Source organism: Streptomyces sp. E11-3 (assembly GCF_046540415.1).
Lineage (GTDB): Bacteria > Actinomycetota > Actinomycetes > Streptomycetales > Streptomycetaceae > Streptomyces.
In genome coordinates this window covers 634,712-651,007 of the sequence record NZ_JAZGRL010000001.1, presented here as the reverse complement: position 1 = coordinate 651,007, position 16,296 = coordinate 634,712, and the positions used below count along the sequence as shown (strand labels likewise).

Genomic DNA, 16,296 nt, shown 5'->3' with positions numbered 1-16,296 from the left:
GCTGCCCCCGCCGATTGGCGGGGGCAGCCGACGACACGAGGCGGATCCGCCGGCGCCGCGTGAAGAACAGCATGGTGGACATGACTGCTCCCCGTTCCGCCGCCGTCGCGCCTGCCACTACCCCCTGTTGCGTCCCCGCCACCCCTGACTGCTGTGTGCGCGGGACCTGCCCGCCTCGTTGTCTGCGCACCTTGGCGCCCCGACGCACGCGGGGCTGACGGCGCCGCGGACCGTATCCGCCCCTCAAGCCGCCCGGGCCACGAGCCCTGCTATTCCGTCGCTCCCCGTCAAACCGCGGCCCCGTGCACCGTGACGGCCCCAAGCCCCACAGCTCCCTGGAAGAAAGGCACACCACCCATGCCCACAACGGCAGACCGCATGCTCATTCGTGCCGCATGGCAACGACCGGCCTGGTCCGCGGCCTTCGTGATGGCATGCGCGGTCGCGGCGGCCACGGGCCTTGCCCTGCCATCGATGCTCGCCGCCGCCACCGATGCGGTCATGCGGCACGGCGGCGGTTCAGGAGCGCTCATTCCGCTGGCCGCGGTCATGGCTGCCAACGCTCTGGGCCAGGTGACGGCCGGGCTGGCCGGTGCCCGATGCGTCACTGTGGCTCAGTCGTGGCTGCGCAGCGGCATGGTGCGCCACGTGCTCGCCCTGGGGGCTCAGCGCGGGCGCCGGTTCGCCGCCAGTGACCTGACGAGCCGCCTGCTGGGCGATGTCGGGCATGCCTCCTGCGCTCTGCCCGTCACCGCATCGCTGATCAGCGGGCTCAGTACCGCAGTGGGCGCAGTGGTCGCACTCTGGCTGATCGACGTCCGCCTGGGGGTGGCCTTCGTCCTCGGCGTGCCCCCTGCCGTGCTGCTGCTGAGACGTTTCCTGGTCGGTTCCACCGACCTGCACGGGCGCTACCAACGCACGTTCGCCTCCATCGCGGTACGGCTGTCGGACGCGTTGACCGGCGTACGCACGATCCGCGCCGCAGGCACTACGAACCGCGAAGTGGAACGTGTCCTCGTGCCGCTGCCCGACCTGGCGGAGACGGGCCAGGCGACATGGCGGCTGCAGCGGAAGGCGATTTGGAAAGGCATGGCTCTGATGCCGCTGATCGAGGCGATGGTGCTGGCGGTCGCGGGCCTGTCCGTCGTCCACGGGGACATGAGCCCGGGCCAGCTCCTGGCCGCGGTCGGATACATTGCCTTCGCCCTGTCCTTCTTCGGGCAGATCGATGCGTTCATGGAACTGGCAGGCGTGCGGGCCAGCGCCCGCAGGATCAGTGAAGTGCTGTCCCTGCCGACCCAGTCACGGCCCGCCCGGCCGCGCAGTCTCTCCCCCGGCGCGGGGGCGGTGGCCTTCCACTCGGTCACCGTGACCGAGAGTGAGCGGCACGTTCTCGACCGGCTTGATCTGTACGTTCCCGCGGGTGCCTCGCTGGCCTTGGTCGGCCGCTCGGGCTCCGGCAAGTCCACCCTGGCCGCGCTGATCGGACGCCTCGTCGACCCCGACCAAGGCACGGTCCTGCTCGACGGCGTCGATGTCACCGCGATGGATCTCGACGAGCTCCGCGGCCAGATCGCCTACGCGTTTGAACGACCGGCGCTGATCGGGGACACCGTCGCCGACGCCATCGCCTACGCCCACCCGGCAGCGACCCGGGCCCACGTGGAGCGTGCAGCGGGCACGGCTCGCGCCGACACCTTCATCCGGCGGCTGCCCCAGGGCTATGACACTCCGCTGTCGAGCACACCGCTCTCCGGCGGCGAGGCGCAACGTCTCGGCCTGGCCAGGGCTGCCGCTCAGAACGCGCGGGTACTGGTGCTCGACGACGCCACGTCCAGCCTCGACACGGTCACCGAGGCGCAGGTGACCCGTGCGCTCACCGGCCACTTCCGCGGCCGTACCCGGGTCATCGTCGCCCACCGTGCCGTCACAGCCGCCCGCGCCGACTTGGTCGCCTGGCTGGAGGACGGCCGCATCCGCAGCGTCGCCCCGCACGAGCGCCTCTGGCAGCACCCGGAATACCGCGCCGTTTTCGACATGGCCGACGCGCTCACGACAACCGACCCCGTTGCGACAACCGAACCCCTTACGACAGTGGAGGACCGATGAACCGCAGCGGCTGGCACCTGCTCGTCGAGCACGTGCGACGACAGCGCAGCACCACGGTCCGACTCGCCGGGTGGTCGGCGCTCGAGGCGCTGCCCGCGATGGCCTCCGGTGCGCTGCTCGCCCGTGCGCTGGACCAGGGCTTCCTCGCCCAGCGGCCACTGGCCGGCCTCGGTTGGCTCACCGGGTTCGCCCTGACCATGCTGATCGGAGCCTTTGCAACGCGCCAGATGTTCCCCCACCTCGCCGCGACTGTGGAGCCGCTCCGTGACGCCCTGCTTCACCGTCTGGTCGATGCCCGGCTGACCACCGCAGTGGCTCATCCGGACGGCACCGACGCCGCCGACGCCGCCAGGCTGACCAACCTCGCCGAGGACACCCGCAGACTCGTGACAGCGCTACTGCGGACCCTGCGCCCCCTCGTCTTCAAGCTGCTCGCGGCCCTGATCGGAGTCACGGCGCTCGCTCCCGCCGTCGCTCTGCTGACCCTGCCTCCCCTGCTGCTGGCACTGATGCTCAGCACGGCCCTGCTGAGCGCCGCTGCCCGGCGTCAGCGCGCAGTCCTCCTCGGGGAGGAGGAGATCGCCCGCATAGCGGGAACCACTGTGGCGAGCATCCGGGACGTCCTCGCCTGCGCCGCCGACCAGCGTGCCTTGGCGCATATCGACCGGGCCATCGAGGCGCACGCCCGCAGCGCGGCCCGCCTGGCCTGGTTCGTCTCCCTGCGCACCCTGATCATCACCATCGGCGGACACCTTCCGCCCTTGGCCCTGCTGGCCGCTGCCCCCTGGCTGGTCAGCCACCACAGCCTGACCACAGGCCAGATCATCGGCGCGTTGAGCTATCTCAGCGCCACGCTGGTCCCCGCTCTGAGCTCGCTGGTCGCTACGATCGGCTCGCGCGGCCTGGAACTGGGCGTCGTCCTGCGTCGCATCTCCGAAGCGACCCCCTCGACCGCCGAATGCAACTCCGAGGCCCCCTCCGAGCGCTCTCGCGGCCTGCATGCTCCGGACCTGTCGCTCCACGACCTGACCTTTGCCTACGGGCCCCATGCCGCACCTGTGCTTCAGCACGTGGACCTGAAGGTGCCCCACGGCGACCACCTGGCGATCGTCGGTGCCAGCGGCATCGGAAAGTCCACCCTGGCTCAACTGCTCGCCGGCACCCAGCGCCCGCAGAGCGGGCACGTCCTCCTGGGCGGCACCGCGCTCACCGAGCTGCCCGCGCACACGGTGCGCACCGCCATCGCCGTGATCCCGCAACAGGCCTACGTCTTCTCAGGGACCCTGCGCGAGAACATCACCTACCTCAATCCCCAGGCACCTGAGCCGGACATCGCGGCCAGCGTCGACGCGGTCGGCCTGCGCCCCCTGGTGGAGCGTATTGGGGGATACGACGTCCAGCTCGGCCCGGAGGGCCATCAACTCTCCAGCGGCGAACGTCAGTTGATCACGCTGGCCAGAGCGCACCTGTCCCCGGCGAGCATCGTCATTCTCGATGAGGCGACCTGTCACCTGGATCCGCTCGCGGAGGCTCGCGCGGAACGGGCCTTCGCCGCCCGCCCGGGAACGCTGATCGTCATCGCCCACCGCCTCACATCCGCGGCCCGCGCCCGGCGGGTGCTGGTGCTGTCGGAGGGCTCGTACGCGTTCGGCACCCACGCCCAACTCGTACGAGACAGCGCGCACTACGCCGACCTGGTCGGTCATTTCGATGCGGCCCACATGCGAAAGGAAGCGGCAGTGAGCCCCTGTCAACCTGCGGTTTGCGCTGTCCAGGAGCCTTCGGTTGCACTTGGGAAGTCGTGATCAGTTGTTTGCGCCCTCCCAGCGGACCGGTAGGTCGTGGGAACCATGGGGGCAGTGCCGCAGGTCAGATCACGGATTGTCAGTGCGGTGCCATCGCCAAGTGCCTCTAGAAGAAGCCGAGCTTCTTCGGCGAGTACGACACCAGAAGGTTCTTCGTCTGCTGGTAGTGGTCCAGCATCATCTTGTGGTTCTCGCGGCCGATGCCGGACTGCTTGTAGCCGCCGAAGGCCGCGTGGGCCGGGTAGGCGTGGTAGCAGTTGGTCCAGACGCGGCCCGCCTGGATCGAACGGCCCGCCCGGTAGGCGGTGTTCATGTCGCGGGTCCAGACTCCGGCGCCCAGGCCGTACAGCGTGTCGTTGGCGATTTTGATGGCGTCGTCGAAGTCGTTGAACGACGTCACCGAGACGACCGGGCCGAAGATCTCCTCCTGGAAGATCCGCATCCGGTTGTTGCCCTCGAAGATCGTGGGCTGGACGTAGTAGCCGCCCGCCAGCTCGCCGTCGTACTCGATGCGCTGGCCGCCGGTGAGGACCTTGGCGCCCTCGCGCTGGCCGATGTCCAGGTAGGAGAGGATCTTCTCCAGCTGGTCGTTGGAGGACTGGGCGCCGATCATCGTGTCGGTGTCCAGCGGGTGGCCCGGAAGGATCTGCTCGGTGCGGGCGATCGCCGCGTCCAGGAACTCGCTGTAGTGGCCGCGTTGGATCAGTGCGCGGGAGGGGCAGGTGCACACCTCGCCCTGGTTGAGGGCGAACATGGTGAAGCCTTCGAGCGCCTTGTCGCGGAAGTCGTCGTTGGCGGACCAGACGTCGTCGAAGAAGATGTTGGGGGACTTGCCGCCCAGCTCCAGGGTGACCGGCTTGATGTTCTCGGAGGCGTACTGCATGATCAGCCGCCCCGTCGTGGTCTCCCCGGTGAAGGCGACCTTCGCCACGCGCGGGCTGGAGGCGAGCGGCTTGCCCGCCTCGGCGCCGAAGCCGTTGACGATGTTGACCACGCCCGGTGGCAGCAGATCGGCGACCAGGCTCAGCCAGACGTGCACCGACGCCGGCGTCTGCTCGGCGGGCTTGAGGACGACCGCGTTGCCCGCCGCGAGGGCGGGGGCCAGCTTCCAGACCGCCATCAGGATGGGGAAGTTCCACGGGATGATCTGGGCGACCACGCCGAGCGGCTCGTGGAAGTGGTACGCGACGGTGTCGCCGTCGATCTCGCCGAGCGTCCCCTCCTGGGCGCGGATCGCGCCCGCGAAGTAGCGGAAGTGGTCGATGGCCAGCGGGATGTCGGCGGCCAGGGTCTCGCGGATCGGCTTGCCGTTCTCCCAGGCCTCGGCGACCGCGAGGAGTTCGAGGTTGGCCTCCATCCGGTCGGCGATCTTGTTGAGGATGCCGGCGCGGTCGGTGGTGGAGGTGGCGCCCCAGCCGGGGGCGGCGGCATGCGCGGCGTCCAGAGCGCGTTCCACGTCCTCGGCGGTGCCGCGGGCGATCTCGGTGAAGGGGCGGCCGTTGACCGGGCTGGGGTTCTCGAAGTACTGGCCGCGGGCGGGTGGGACGTACTCCCCGCCGATGAAGTGGTCGTAGCGCGACTCGTAGGAGACTAGTGCGCCGTCGGTTCCGGGTGCGGCGTAACGGGTCATCTCTGCTGGCCTCCCGAGGATGGCTGCCCGCCGTTGGGCAACGCTCGCGGGGAGGCTAGGAGCGCGGAGGTTGCAACCACGTTGCGGCCGACTGCTCCTCGTCGAGGGCGCGGGTGACGGCCTCGGCCGGGGCCCGTTCTGGTGCGCCGTGCTCGGTCGCGGCCACCAGCGCCCGCCAGATGTCGAGGTCATCGCCGCCCCACGGGCTGTGCGCCCAGTCCGCCAGCAGCTGCGGGTCGCCGCGGTCGATCAGGGCGCCGCGCAGCGCGCACGACAGGCGGTCGCGCACTCTGGCCACCTCGGGAGCCTGGGAACAGGGCAGCAGCGGGCCGTTGTACGCGCTCATCGCACCGGACACCGCGCCTGCTGCGAGCCGCCGCTGTACGAGGGTGAAGTCCGCGTCGACGGGTTGCGTGAGCCGGTAGGGGCGTGAGGCGAGCAACTCGGCGCCGAGCAGCACCCGGAGCCGGGACAGTTCCGCGCGCAGCGTCACGGGGGACATCGACTCGTCCTCGTACAGGCCGACCAGCAACTGGTCACCGGTCAAGCCCTCGGGATGGCCCGCGAGCAGGACCACGATCTCGCTGTGGCGGCGGCTGAGGCGCATCTTGCGGCCGTGCGCGACGAGCAGCGCCTCGTTCCTGCCCAGGGCGTGCAGGGCGACGCCTGTGTCCGGGGTCCGGCCGCGGTCCAGGGCGAGTTGGGCCTCGGCCGCGCGGGCCACGGCCTGTACGAAGGCGAGGCTGTGCGGGTGGGCGAGGCGGTCGCCGCCGGTGATGTCGACGGCGCCGAGCAGCCGTCCGGTGTGCGGATCGTGCACCGGCGCCGCGGCGCAGGTCCAGGGCTGGACGGGCCTGCTGAAGTGCTCGGTCGCGAAGACCTGTACGGGGCGGCCGACCGCGACCGCGGTGCCGGGGGCGTTGGTGCCCATCGCGGACTCCGCCCAGCGGGCGCCCGGTACGAAGTTCATCTGCCCGGCACGGGTACGGGTCCCGGTGTGGCCCTCCACCCACAGCAGCCTGCCGTGCGCGTCGCACACCGCCAGGAGGTGCTCGCCGTCCATCGCGAACGTGCTCATCAGTTCACGGAACAGCGGCATCACCCGCGCCAGGGGGTGCTCGGCCCGGTAGGAGCCGAGTTCGCCGTCGGCGAGCTCCACGCGCGCGGTGCCGTCCGGGCTGACCTTGGCGCGGGCCGAGCGCCGCCAGGAGTCCGCCACCACGGGGCGTACGGGTCTGGCGACCATGCCCTGGGTGGTGAAGTCCGTGTGGGCGCGGCGCAGTTCCCTCACTCGCTCGGCGGGGTCGGTGCCGGGCTCCAGGGCCACCCATGGATCTGTCAACTAGGCCTCCCGCTGCGGGCGGTGCTCCGATGCACGCTCAGATGCCCATCGTGGCCCGAGTGGCGCGGGGCGACAACCACTCCCGTAAGCACTCCTGGATGCATTTCCGTAAGCATTTCCGCAAGTACTTCCGTATTTCCGCAAGTACTTCCGTCCGCTTCCGGACACGCTCGGTTACCCGGGTTCCGGACACACCCGGCTACCCGGGCGGCGGCGCGACCGACACCGGATCGTCCAGGACCGCCTGGACCACCGCATGGGCCGCCCCGAGCAGCGGCCCGTCGGAGCCGATCCGGGACACGGTCACCGAGGCGCCGCCTGGGCGTTCCGGGTCCGCGGTGCGGCGCAGCAGCTCCCGTTCCATCGACGGCAGCAGCCAGGGCGCGAGCCGGGACAGCGCCCCGCCGAGCACCACGGTCTGCGGGTCGAGCAGATTGACCGCGCCCGAGACCGCGATGCCCAGCGCGGACCCGGCGCCGCGCAGGGCACGGCGCACCCGCTCGTCGCCGTCCTCGGCGAGCGCGGTGAGCAGCCCGATGCGGCCCTCGCCCGGTGGCAGGCCCGCGGCCCGCAGCACTGCCTCGGCGCCCGCGTACTGCTCCAGGCAACCCCGTCCACCGCACGGGCAGTCGGGCCCTTCGGGACGTACCGGTACATGGCCCAACTCGCCCGCGAAACCGCGCGCTCCGCGCAGCAGTCGGCCGTCCACGACCACCGCGGCACCGATGCCGATCTCGGCTGAGACATGCAGGAAGTCCCGAGGTGCCGCGCCGCCGCCGGTCGCCGGGGCGCCGCCCGTCGCCGGTTCACCATCGGTCGCCGGGGCATCAGCGGCTACCCGTTCGCCGCCGAGCCAGAGCTCAGCCAGCGCGCCCAGGTTCGCCTCGTTGTCGACGCGCGGCGGCAGCGTGTCCCCGAGGTGCCGACCCAGGTCCACCTGCGTCCAGCCGAGGTTGGGCGCCCGGACGACCGTCCGCGCGTCACGGGCGACCAGGCCCGGCACGGCGACACCGAGCCCCGCGGGCCGTAGCCCCGCCGCGCGGGCCGTATCGGTCACCTCTCGGATCAGACGGGCGAGCTCCTTGAGTACGGGCTCCGGGGGACGGCCCCGGTTGTCGCCCTCCAGGACGGCCCTGGCCCGTACGGTGCCGTGCAGGTCCACGGCACAGGCGGCGAGATGGTCCACACCGATCTCGGCACCGATCCCGACCGGGCAGCGCTCGCTGAGCGCCAGGGCGCTTCCGGGGCGGCCCACCGTGCCGGACCGCTGCTCGGGGCCGAGCTCGACCAGCAGGTCCGCGCGGACCAGTTCGTCCACGAGAGTGGACACGGCCGCCCGGGTGAGCCCGATCCGGGAGGCCACGGTGGCACGGGACAGCGGGCCCTGGGCGGCGACGGTGTGCAGGACCAGGGAGAGGTTGCGCCGCCTGATGCCCTGCTGGGTGTGGGGGAGCGGCGAGCCCGGCTGAGGGATGGGGGAGTTCACGCCGACAGTCTGCCAAGGTTGCCGAGGAGCGGTCCCGCGTCGGTCAGCAGTGTGGAGATCCGCTGCAGGGTCTCCTCGTCGCGGGCTACGGGATCGAGCACCGGCCCCCGCGCGCTGCCCCAGCGGCGTGCGACGGCGGCCGGGTCCTCGCCGGTCAGCAGCCCCGCGGCCTGCGCGGCGGCGCCGAGCGCCACGGGTTCGTCGGCGTCCGGCACCTGGACGGGGCGGCCGGACAGTCGGCGTACGGTCTGCTGCCAGGCCGTGCCGCGGGCGCCGCCGCCGATCAGCAGGAGCGGGGCCTCGGGGGCGGGGTCCGCGCCCGCGTCTACGTCGAGCACCAGGTCAAGGGCCTGGAGCAGGGCGAACACCGCACCGTCGTACGCCGCCTGAAGCAGCTGCCCGCCGCTGGTGTCGTGCCGTAGCCCGTGCAGCAGGCCTGACGCGTCCGGCAGGTTCGGGGTCCGCTCGCCGTCCAGGAAGGGCAGCAGCGTGGCGCCGCCGCCCGGCTCCACCGCCTCGCGGTCCAGGCCGAGCAGGGCCGCGATCCGGTCCACGGCCAGGGTGCAGTTCAAGGTGCAGGCCAGCGGCAGCCAGTCGCCGCGCGCGTCGGCGAAGCCCGCGACCGTGCCGGTGGGGTCGGCGGGGCGCTGCCGCGACACCGCGTACACGGTGCCCGATGTGCCCAGGCTGAGGACCGGGGTGCCCGGGCGCAGGCCGAGGCCGAGCGCGGCCGCCGCGTTGTCGCCGGTGCCCGCGGCGACCAGGGTCCCCTTGGCGAAGGGGAGTTCGGGTAGGTCCCGTACGGTCCCGGCCACCTCGCCCGGGCGCACTATGCGGGGCAGCAGGGCCGGGTCCAGGTCGACGAGGGAGAGGATCTCCTCGTCGTACGCCTCGGTGGGCCCGGCCCACCAGCCCGTACCGGACGCGTCGCCGCGGTCGGTGGTGGCGTGCCCGGTGAGCCGCTCGGTGAGGTAGTCGTGCGGCAGCCGGACGGCGGCGGTCGCGGCTGCCGCGTCCGGTTCGTGCTCGCGCAGCCAGACCCACTTGGCCGCGGTGAAGGCGGGCGCCGGAACGCTGCCGGTGCGCTCCGCCCAGGCCTTGGTGCCGCCCAGCTCCTCGATCAGTCGCGCGTTCTGCGGCGCCGGGCGTACGTCGTTCCACAGCAGGGCCGGGCGGACCGGGGCGCCGTCCGCGTCCAGGGTGACCAGGCCGTGCTGCTGCCCGGCCACGGACACCGCCGCGGCCTCGCGCGCCACGTCGCCACACTGTCGTAGCGCCTCGGTGAGCGCGCTCCACCACTGGCGCGGATCGCTCTCCCGGCCGGGCCCGGTCGACACGGTGTGCGGGGCCCGCCCGCGGGCCAGGACCGTGCCCGTCGCCGCGTCGACGACCAGGACCTTGGTGGACTGGGTAGAGCTGTCCACACCGACGACCAGGGGCCCATCGGCTGCTGACATCGCACTCTCCGTTCGACGATCGGGGCTGTCGCGCCCTTCCCTGTGATGCTCCCGGATACTAGTTTGTTAAGTGCTATGACAAAATAACCAGTCGGTGAGGGAGAAGCCGCGATGAGTTACGCACCCACCCCCGAGGACAAATTCAGCTTCGGTCTGTGGACCGTCGGCTGGCAGGGCAGGGACCCGTTCGGCGACGCGACCCGCGCCGCGCTCGACCCCGTCGAGAGCGTACGCAGGCTCGCCGAGCTCGGCGCGTACGGCGTCACCTTCCACGACGACGACCTGATCCCCTTCGGCGCGTCGGACACCGAGCGCGAGTCGCACGTCAAGCGCTTCAGGCAGGCGCTCGACGCGACCGGCCTGAAGGTGCCGATGGCGACGACGAACCTGTTCACGCACCCCGTCTTCAAGGACGGTGCCTTCACCGCCAACGACCGCGACGTACGCCGCTACGCGCTCCGCAAGACGCTGCGCAACATCGACCTCGCCGCCGAACTGGGCGCCGAGGTGTACGTGGCATGGGGCGGCCGCGAGGGCGCGGAGTCCGGAGCGGCCAAGGACGTACGGGTGGCGCTCGACCGGATGAAGGAGGCCTTCGACCTGCTCGGCGAGTACGTCACGGCCCAGGGCTACGACCTGCGCTTCGCGATCGAGCCCAAGCCGAACGAGCCGCGCGGCGACATCCTCCTGCCCACCGTCGGCCATGCGCTCGCCTTCATCGAGCGGCTGGAGCGCCCGGAGCTGTACGGGGTCAACCCGGAGGTCGGCCACGAGCAGATGGCGGGCCTGAACTTCCCGCACTCCATCGCCCAGGCCCTGTGGGCGGGCAAGCTCTTCCACATCGACCTCAACGGCCAGAGCGGCATCAAGTACGACCAGGACCTGCGCTTCGGCGCCGGAGACCTGCGGTCCGCGTTCTGGCTGGTCGACCTGCTGGAGACCGCCGGGTACGCGGGGCCGCGGCACTTCGACTTCAAGCCGCCGCGTACGGAGGACTTCGACGGCGTGTGGGCATCGGCCGCGGGCTGTATGCGCAACTACCTCATCCTGCGCGAGCGCGCGGCCGCCTTCCGTGCCGACCCCGAGGTCCAGGAAGCGCTGCGGGCATCGCGCCTGGACGAGCTGGCGCTGGCGACCGCGGACGACGGGCTCGCCGGGCTGCTCGCGGACCGGGCCGCCTTCGAGGAGTTCGACGTGGCGGGGGCGGCCGCGCGCGGAATGGCCTTCGAACAGCTGGACCAGTTGGCGATGGATCACCTGTTGGGGGTACGTGGCTGAAGGGCGCTCGGCTTACGGGCGCGTGGCTGAGGGGCGCGCCGCTGGTCGGGGGCGCGTGGCTGAGCGGCATGCGCTCACCAACTGCCGTACAGGGGTCGCTTCGTGGCCGGATACGGGTGACTCTGGACGGTATGGGCCCGCCACCCGTGCCGCCACAGCCACCGATGCCGGACGCGACCCCCGACCCGCCACCAGACCCGCCGCCAGACCCGCCGTCAGGTCGTCTCCGCGGCGGCCTGCTGGCGCTGCTGGCGGTGATCGTGGGTGCGGGGGCGATTATCGCGGTCGTGCTGGTGGTCGCCGGTGGCGACGGCGGCACATCGGACGAGAAGCCGACCGGGCCGAGCAGCTCGCCCGCCACGCCGACGCGGGCGCCGAGCCCGCCGTCGCAGCTTCCGACGGAGATCCCGACGGAGCTGCCGAGCGAGTTGCCGAGCGAGCTCCCGACGGGGCTTCCGACCGGGCTCCCGAGTGTGCTGCCCACAGAGCTACCGACGGGGCATCCACCCGGGTTCCCGACGGAGCTCGCCAGCGCGCTGCCGAGCAGCTTGCCGTAACTGCCGTGGTGCACTCCCACGGAGCTTGCCGAGGGCAGCCGAGACGGGCGCGGGCAGCGGTCACTGCCCGCTCAACCCAGCCCCGCCCCGGTTACCCCCATTACCCCTGCCCCGTCACTCCTCGCCCGTCACCACCGCCAGCGCCGTAGCCGGGTCGTGTGTCGCCGGACCGGCCGGAGCCCAACGGCCCCGCTCCTTGCGGTAAGGCCACCAGCGCCCGTCCCGGCCGTGCCGCAACTGGGCCCGCGTGCCGACCACGGTCCACCGGTTGCGCGCGGCGCGCAGCGGCGGACGCTCGTCCTCGTCCCAGGCCGCGTCCAGCGCGGCACGCGCGCGTACCAGCGCATCCCCCTGCGGGGTCCACTCCTCTTCGAGTACGGACAGCGCGGCGGCGCCGCCGAACTCCCACGCCCGTACGGCGAGCGCGAGCCCCTCGTGGTCCCGCCCGGACCCCGTGGCGAACCGCCCGGCGATCGGCGCGGCGGTCCGGGCGGCGGCCCCGCTCACGGCCAGCCGGACCGCGTCCTGCCCCGGAGTCGGCTCCACCCCGACCGGCTGCCCCGCATGGCCGGGCGACAGCGCTTCGGCCAGCAGCTGGTGCGCCGTCGCCGCCGCCCCCGTGGCGAGGAACTCCAGAGCCGCCACATCCAGGCCGGGCGCGGGCTCCGTCTCGGTGTCCAGGGCGGGCGGCGTGCCCGGCGCGTCGGGCAGCGCCGGGGAAGCGGGCAGCGGAGGCAGGATGTCCCCCATCGCGTACGCCTCGTCCGCCGAGACCCCCTCCGGGGCGCTCGGCGGGGCCTCGTCGGCGGCGGGCTCGTCAGGCGCGGCCCGCGCGACGCTGCGCGCCCGCAACTCGTCCAGGAGCTCGCGCTCCCCGCGCCCGCGCATCAGCAGCAGCACAAACGGATCCTGGTCGAGCAGCCGCGCCATCTGGTAGCAGAGCGCCGCCGTATGCCCGCAGTGGTCCCACGCGTCACAGTCGCACTCCGGCTCCAGGTCGCCGATCCCCGGCAGGAGTTCGACGCCCGCGGCCGCCGCGTCCTCCACCAGGTGCGGCGGCATCTCGCGGTCGAGCAGCGCCGCGATATGCCCGGCCCGCTCGACGGCCATGTCCAGGAAGCGGTCCCACGCGTCCTCGCCGAGCCGCTGCAGCAGGACGTCGGAGCGGTGCGTGGCGCGGTCGCGGTCCTGGACGACCGCGGTGATCCGGCCGGGGCGCACCGACACGGCGCCGACCGCCCCGGCCCGCGCCAGCCTGCGCCCCGACTTCACCTGCTGGGAGTCCAACGCCGTGTCCTCCAGCGCCTTCAGCCAGGCCTGACCCCACCAGGAGGTCGCGAAGCCACGGCCGTGGGCCGGGGGCAGTGCGGCGAAGGTGCGCTCGTCGCCGGAAGCGTCCGAGGTCGTGTGCCCCTCGTGCTCCTCGTGCTCCTCGTGCTCCTCGTACGCATCGCTGTACGCGTCACTGTGCCCATCGTTGTACGCGTCGCTCATCGGGCGCCTCCTCGCAGCTCGACCAGGTCGGCCAGTTCCGCGTCGGTGAGTTCGGTCAGTGCGGCCTCGCCAGAGCCGAGTACGGAATCCGCGAGCACCTGCTTGCGCTCCAGCATCTCGGCGATACGGTCCTCGATCGTGCCCTCCGCGATCAGCCGGTGCACCTGTACGGGGCGGTTCTGCCCGATGCGGTACGCGCGGTCCGTGGCCTGCGCCTCGACAGCCGGGTTCCACCAGCGGTCGTAGTGCACGACATGCTCGGCGCGGGTCAGGTTCAGCCCCGTACCCGCGGCCTTCAACGACAGCAGGAAGACCGGGACTTCGCCGTCCTGGAAGCGCTGCACCATCGCCTCGCGCTCGTGGATGGGGGTGCCACCGTGCAGGAACTGCGTCGGCACGCCACGGGCGGCCAGATGCCGTTCGACGATCCGCGCCATCTGGACGTACTGGGTGAAGACCAGCACGCTCGCGTCCTCGGCGAGGATCGTGTCCAGGAGCTCGTCCAGCAGCTCCAACTTGCCCGAGCGACCGACGACCTGGGGTCGCTCCTCCTTCAGGAACTGCGCCGGGTGGTTACAGATCTGCTTGAGCCCGGTGAACAGCTTGACGATCAGGCCGCGCCGCTCCATGCCGCCGGCGGCGGAGATCGCGGCCATCGTCTCGCGCACCACGGCCTCGTACAGGCCGGTCTGCTCCTTGGTGAGCGAGACGGCACGGTCGGTCTCGGTCTTGGGCGGCAGTTCGGGAGCGATGCCCGGGTCCGACTTGCGGCGCCGCAACAGGAAGGGGCGTACGAGCTTGCCGAGCCTGTCGGCGGCGGCCGGGTCCGTGCCGTTCTCCACGGCCCGCGCGTATCGGGAGCGGAAGGTGCCGAGTCGGCCGAGCAGCCCTGGCGTGGTCCAGTCGAGGATCGCCCACAGTTCGGAGAGGTTGTTCTCCACCGGGGTGCCGGTGAGCGCCACGCGCGCGTGGGCACCGATCGTGCGCAGCTCCCTGGCGGTGGCCGAGTACGGGTTCTTGACGTGCTGCGCCTCGTCCGCGACGACCATCCCCCAGGTGACCTGGGCCAGTTGCCGGGCGTCGAGCCGCATGGTGCCGTACGTGGTGAGCACGAACTCGCCGTCCGCCAGGTCGTCCAGGCCGCGCGATGCGCCGTGGAAGCGGCGTACCGGCGTGCCGGGCGCGAACTTCTCGATCTCGCGCTGCCAGTTGCCCATCAGCGAAGTGGGGCACACCACGAGGGTGGGGCCCGCGGACGCCGCCTCGCACTGGCGGTGCAGGTGCAGGGCGATCAGGGTGATGGTCTTGCCGAGCCCCATGTCGTCGGCGAGGCAGCCACCGAGCCCCAGCGAGGTCATCGTGGCCAGCCAGGACAGGCCGCGCAGCTGGTAGTCGCGCAGGGTGGCGGCGAGCGCCTCCGGTTGCGCGAGGGGCGTGTCGGACTCGGCCTCCGGGTTCGCCAGCCGCTCGCGCAGGTTGGCCAGCCACCCTGTGGGGGTTACTTCGACGCGTCGCCCGTCGACCTCTGTGGAGCCGGTCAGCACGGTGCTCAGCGCGTCGATCGGCGTGACCTTGTGGTCCTGCTGGGCACGCGCGCGTCGGGCCTCTTCGGGGTCGATGAGGACCCACTGGTCGCGCAGCCGCACCACGGGGCGGTTGGCTTCGGCGAGTTGGTCGAGTTCGGCGCGGGTCAGTCGCTGCTCGCCCAGCGCGAACCGCCAGTTGAAGGCGAGCAAGGCGTCGGCGGACAGGAAGGACGGGGTGTCGGATGCGGCCTTGGCGGGTTCCTTGCCGTCGGCGTAGTCGGCGTCGTAGCCAGAGCCGCCGATGTCCCCGGTGCCGCCAGAGCCGCCGACGTCGTCGGTGCCGTCGGGCGGCCCGATGGTGGCGCGCGCGGTCAGCTCGCGGGCCAGCTCCCGAGGCCAGTGCACCTCGACACCGGCCCCGGCGAGTGCGCGGGCGGCCGCGCCCAGGAGCTCGGTGACCTCCTCGTCGGCCAGCTCGATCGCGTCGGGCACGGCAGCCGAGAGCAGCGGCGCCAGCGGCGCCCAGGCGCGGGCCGCACGCCGCAGGGCGAGCAGCGCGTCCAGCTCGGTGCGCGGGCCGAAGGACTGCGCGGCCGCTCCCGACCGCGCCCACACCTCGGCGGCGTCGGCGACCAGCGCGGGGTCGCTGACGCTGTGCAGCTGCGGTACGGCGCGGAAGGTCGGCCCGCTCGCGTCGGCGGCGGCGTCGTCCGTGAGCCCGAGTACCTCGATGCGCAGCGAGACCCGTACGCCCGCGTCGTGGCCGGCCGCCACATCCGCGGCCCACGCGCGCTGGTCGGGAATGCGCTGGGGCGACGGTGCCGCGAAGGCCGGATGGCCGGTGGCCAGCGGCGCGGCGGGGGAGCGGGGCAGGGTGTCGGCGACGGCGTCCAGGAAACCGCGCAGCAGCGCCTCAGGGTCCGCGAGGCGCAGCGGGTCCGCTCCCGGCAGGGGTACGGCGTGCGCGGCGGGTGGCATCGCGGCGGCCAGCCCGCGCAGCCGCGCCAGCTCGTCGGTGCCCAGCGGCCCGGCCCGCCAGGCGTCGTGTGCGGTCGCGGACAGGCCGGGCAGCAGCAGGCCGCGCGCGGTGAGCTGCAGGGCGAGGAGCGCGGCCGTACCCCAGAAGGCGGCGGCCGGGTGCGCTCCGGGTACGGCCCGCGCGCGGGTGAGCACGGGCAGCGCGGCCCGCATCTCCAGCAACCGCGCGGGCACCCGCACCGGCGCGACCCCGGCGGCGCCGGGCAGCGCGACGGTCAGCTCGTCCGCCGTGCCCGCCGCGGTGGTCGGCGGCTGTTGGCCGTCGGGGTGCCAGAAGGCGACCTGGCTGGTGCGTGCGGGGTCGGCGGGCAGGAAGACCACGGAGCAGTGGGCGAGTTCGGAGATCTCGGAGAGTGTTGCCGCGGGAAGCGTGGGCACAGTAATGCGCATTCCTCAAGTTTGACTACTGATTCCGGAGTGGCCGAGGGTACATCGTTCGACGGTGCCTGCAGCCCCTTAAAGGCGTGATGCCAGTCACTCTCCTCTGTGGGGGTGTATCCAGTGCCACCCCCTCCGGGGGAAGACCCCCGGAGGGATGCGGGTGGTGGTGCCATGGCTGCGCCAGGTCACCGCT

The 16,296-nt window shown here is 72.5% G+C and carries 10 protein-coding genes; 4 read left to right on the top strand and 6 right to left on the bottom strand.

Annotated elements, in window-relative coordinates:
• Nucleotides 1-357: 357 nt before the first annotated feature.
• Both U9R90_RS02895 and U9R90_RS02890 read left to right on the top strand, forming a co-directional pair.
• Nucleotides 358-2,109, top strand: coding sequence for an ABC transporter ATP-binding protein (locus tag U9R90_RS02895; RefSeq protein WP_411054774.1), 1,752 nt, complete (start codon nucleotides 358-360; stop codon nucleotides 2,107-2,109).
• Entirely contained in the window at nucleotides 2,106-3,914 is a 1,809-nt protein-coding gene (locus U9R90_RS02890; RefSeq protein WP_411054773.1) for an ATP-binding cassette domain-containing protein, read from the top strand. The genes U9R90_RS02895 and U9R90_RS02890 overlap by 4 nt, the downstream gene beginning before the upstream one ends.
• 106 nt (nucleotides 3,915-4,020) lie before the next feature.
• Here the strand turns inward: U9R90_RS02890 and adh are convergent, their stop codons facing one another.
• The 4 genes from adh to xylB all read right to left on the bottom strand — a co-directional run bounded on the left by adh (nucleotide 4,021) and on the right by xylB (nucleotide 9,829).
• Complete coding sequence (adh, locus tag U9R90_RS02885; RefSeq protein WP_411054772.1) at nucleotides 4,021-5,544, bottom strand: aldehyde dehydrogenase; 1,524 nt, start codon at nucleotides 5,542-5,544, stop codon at nucleotides 4,021-4,023.
• 55 nt (nucleotides 5,545-5,599) lie between these two features.
• The gene (locus tag U9R90_RS02880; protein WP_411054771.1) at nucleotides 5,600-6,886 is read right to left on the bottom strand and encodes a GAF domain-containing protein; all 1,287 of its coding nucleotides are present in this window, start codon (nucleotides 6,884-6,886) and stop codon (nucleotides 5,600-5,602) included.
• Nucleotides 6,887-7,085: 199 nt separating this feature from the next.
• Nucleotides 7,086-8,372: an ROK family protein gene (locus tag U9R90_RS02875; protein ID WP_411054770.1), complete on the bottom strand. Its 1,287-nt coding sequence runs from the start codon at nucleotides 8,370-8,372 to the stop codon at nucleotides 7,086-7,088.
• Nucleotides 8,369-9,829: a xylulokinase gene (gene xylB / locus U9R90_RS02870; RefSeq protein ID WP_411054769.1), complete on the bottom strand. Its 1,461-nt coding sequence runs from the start codon at nucleotides 9,827-9,829 to the stop codon at nucleotides 8,369-8,371. The genes U9R90_RS02875 and xylB overlap by 4 nt, the downstream gene beginning before the upstream one ends.
• A 111-nt stretch (nucleotides 9,830-9,940) precedes the next feature.
• Here xylB and xylA point away from each other — a divergent pair, with 111 nt between their 5' ends.
• Together xylA and U9R90_RS02860 are read left to right on the top strand one after the other, a co-directional pair.
• The gene (xylA, locus tag U9R90_RS02865) at nucleotides 9,941-11,107 is read left to right on the top strand and encodes a xylose isomerase (RefSeq protein ID WP_411054768.1); all 1,167 of its coding nucleotides are present in this window, start codon (nucleotides 9,941-9,943) and stop codon (nucleotides 11,105-11,107) included.
• Nucleotides 11,108-11,238: 131 nt separating this feature from the next.
• A complete protein-coding gene (locus tag U9R90_RS02860; protein WP_411054767.1) occupies nucleotides 11,239-11,664 on the top strand; it encodes a hypothetical protein in 426 nt (141 codons plus the stop codon).
• A gap of 114 nt (nucleotides 11,665-11,778) precedes the next feature.
• On the opposite strand, the gene U9R90_RS02855 is transcribed toward U9R90_RS02860, so the two are convergent.
• Both U9R90_RS02855 and U9R90_RS02850 read right to left on the bottom strand, forming a co-directional pair.
• Nucleotides 11,779-13,158: an SWF or SNF family helicase gene (locus U9R90_RS02855; RefSeq protein ID WP_411054766.1), complete on the bottom strand. Its 1,380-nt coding sequence runs from the start codon at nucleotides 13,156-13,158 to the stop codon at nucleotides 11,779-11,781.
• Nucleotides 13,155-16,112 (bottom strand): SNF2-related protein, encoded by a 2,958-nt coding sequence (locus tag U9R90_RS02850; RefSeq protein WP_411054765.1) that lies wholly within the window; start codon nucleotides 16,110-16,112, stop codon nucleotides 13,155-13,157. Before U9R90_RS02850 ends, U9R90_RS02855 begins: the two co-directional genes overlap by 4 nt.
• Nucleotides 16,113-16,296 lie beyond the last annotated feature (184 nt).

Bases quoted from the DNA above. Each gene is read 5' to 3' on its own strand.
- U9R90_RS02895 (WP_411054774.1), top strand. From the start codon at position 358: ATGCCCACAACGGCAGACCGCATGCTCATTCGTGCCGCATGGCAACGA.
- xylA (WP_411054768.1), top strand. From the start codon at position 9,941: ATGAGTTACGCACCCACCCCCGAGGACAAATTCAGCTTCGGTCTGTGG.
- U9R90_RS02890 (WP_411054773.1), top strand. From the start codon at position 2,106: ATGAACCGCAGCGGCTGGCACCTGCTCGTCGAGCACGTGCGACGACAG.
- adh (WP_411054772.1), bottom strand. From the start codon at position 5,544: ATGACCCGTTACGCCGCACCCGGAACCGACGGCGCACTAGTCTCCTAC.
- xylB (WP_411054769.1), bottom strand. From the start codon at position 9,829: ATGTCAGCAGCCGATGGGCCCCTGGTCGTCGGTGTGGACAGCTCTACC.
- U9R90_RS02860 (WP_411054767.1), top strand. From the start codon at position 11,239: ATGGGCCCGCCACCCGTGCCGCCACAGCCACCGATGCCGGACGCGACC.
- U9R90_RS02850 (WP_411054765.1), bottom strand. From the start codon at position 16,112: ATGCGCATTACTGTGCCCACGCTTCCCGCGGCAACACTCTCCGAGATC.
- U9R90_RS02855 (WP_411054766.1), bottom strand. From the start codon at position 13,158: ATGAGCGACGCGTACAACGATGGGCACAGTGACGCGTACAGCGATGCG.